This is a genomic window from Mesorhizobium sp. WSM4887 (genome assembly GCF_029625865.1).
Taxonomy (GTDB): Bacteria; Pseudomonadota; Alphaproteobacteria; order Rhizobiales; family Rhizobiaceae; genus Mesorhizobium.
Genome location: NZ_JARTVP010000031.1, coordinates 1 through 2,073, shown reverse-complemented (window position 1 = coordinate 2,073; position 2,073 = coordinate 1). Strand labels below are relative to the sequence as shown.

At 61.0% G+C, this 2,073-nt stretch carries 2 protein-coding genes; both read right to left on the bottom strand.

Annotated elements, in window-relative coordinates; all coding sequences use genetic code 11:
• Window positions 1-22: 22 nt before the first annotated feature.
• Window positions 23-1,231, bottom strand: coding sequence for a beta-ketoacyl-[acyl-carrier-protein] synthase family protein (locus P9230_RS32175; protein WP_063169402.1), 1,209 nt, complete (start codon window positions 1,229-1,231; stop codon window positions 23-25).
• Window positions 1,232-1,513, bottom strand: a complete 282-nt coding sequence (locus P9230_RS32170) for an acyl carrier protein (protein WP_029356603.1) — start codon at window positions 1,511-1,513, stop codon at window positions 1,232-1,234.
• Between the last annotated feature and the right edge of the window lie 560 nt (window positions 1,514-2,073).

Genomic DNA, 2,073 nt, shown 5'->3' with positions numbered 1-2,073 from the left:
AATGAGGCGTCTTGCATGGCTTCTACACCTGCCTGAATGCCAGAACTGCGTTCGTACCGCCCATGGCGAAGGCGTTGCTCATGGCGACGCGCACCTTGCGCTCCCGCGGCACATTGGGTGTGATGTCGAGGTCGCAAGCGGGATCTGGCTCGCGATAGTTGGCGGTCGGCGGCACGACGTCCTCTTGGATTGCCATCACGCAGGCGATCATTTCAAGCGCGCTCGCTGCGCCGAGGCAATGCGCGTGCGTGGACTTGGTGGAAGAGATGGACATCGAATAAGCGTGGTTTCCAAACACACGCTTGATCGCCGCCGTTTCAGTCTGATCATTGCTCTTGGTACCGGTGCCGTGCGCGTTGAGGTAGTCGACGTCCTCGGCATTCAGCCCGGCATCGGCAAGGCAGGCGCGCATCGCCGACGCTGGCCCCTCGACAGATGGCGCGGCAATGTGGAAGGCATCGGCGGAAAGGCCGACGCCGGCGATCTCGGCAAGAATTGTGGCACCACGCCTCGTGGCATGCTCGTAGCTTTCCAGCACGGCCATGCCCGCACCCTCGCCCAGCACCAGGCCCTTCCTATCGGCGGAGAAGGGCCGGCAGGTATCGGGTGAAAGCACGCGCATTGCTTCCCATGCTTTCAGCACGCCCCATGCGAAGGGTGCGTCGCTGCCTCCGGAAACCATTACGTCGGCCCGGCCCAGCTTGATCTGGTCCACCGCCGAGGCGATCGCATGGTTGGCCGAGGCACATGCGGAGGTCACCCCGAAGACCGGCCCGCGCAAGCCGAGGCTCAAGCTAAGATGGACGGAAGCGGCGCTGGGCATCACCTTTACTCCAGTGAAGAGTTCAGCACGGATTGCGCTACCCAAAAGCAGTGAGCGGTAAGTTTGTTCTGTTGCGTACGAACCGGTAAATCCGACGCCCACTGTCGCGCCGAAGCGATGGGCATTCCCCTCGTCGCAGGAAAGTCCGGCCTGCCGCATGGCTTCGCGCGCTGCAAGCACGGCGAGCAAGCTGAAGCGGTCCATGGAGATGAGATGCCCCCGGTTGATGTCGTGCTGGGGCAGCGCCTTGATCTCAGCGCCGGTCATGCCCTCCAGGTCATGAAGCTCGGAATTGGCGATCGGGCCGATGGCGGAGCGGCCTTCGCGCATCTCTTTCCACATAGAGGCGGCCTCGGTGCCCAGTCCGCACAGGCCGCCCACTCCGGTGATAACGACGCGCCTGTCCATTCAAGCCTCCTTCGCAAGCAAGCCGCGGACGGCTTCCACGACGTCGCCGACATTCTTGAGATTGGACCAGGCATCGGCCGTGTTCATGTCGATCTTGATGCCGTAGGCCTGCTCCACATCCCAGAGGACGTCCGCCAAACCCAGCGAATCGAACCCGAGCGCGTCCAGTTCCGTGGCGATTGTTATCTCGCCGACGAATGACGCAGGCATTCCCTCACCGCTCTCCGACTCGGCGCGTTTCTTGATCAGGGCAATGACGTCCGTTGCGAATTGATCGGCCATTCTGTTTCCTGTCTTTCTTTCCCGCGTTTCGACCTGGACGCGGCTCAGTTCCTGAGGCGCGCCGCGTCGCGAAAGCCATCACGCTTGGGCAACTGACAAAACCCAATGCTCATAAAGCCGGATCAGGTCCGGCCGGTGTGTGGCGTAGGTGCAGTATGACGATGTGAGCCGCTACACGTGCGCGTCTCCCGGTCTGTCCATAGGCTCGGAAGAAGTCGGACAGTTTGACATGGCCGGTCAGTTGCAACTCCCTTTCCCAGCACTCCACTGCCCGGTAGAGCGCATGAAAAATCTCCTTTCGGGCGGTTTCTTAAGACGCTCGCCACGCCATGAGGCAGTGGGGGCATCGGTGTCCATCAGGTGCTTCTGCCCATGCAGGATTCCAGAACATTGATGAAATCGTTTGTTTCGATGAAAGGCATCCACACTTTGGATGGTTGACCACGCTTTTCAAAGATCGTGAACTACATCTCCTCGTTGTGCTCGACGCACTCCGGACAAGTAACCTCATGGGCGCGGCATGCAGGATTAACCGAGCCCAGCCGGTCATGAGTGCGGCC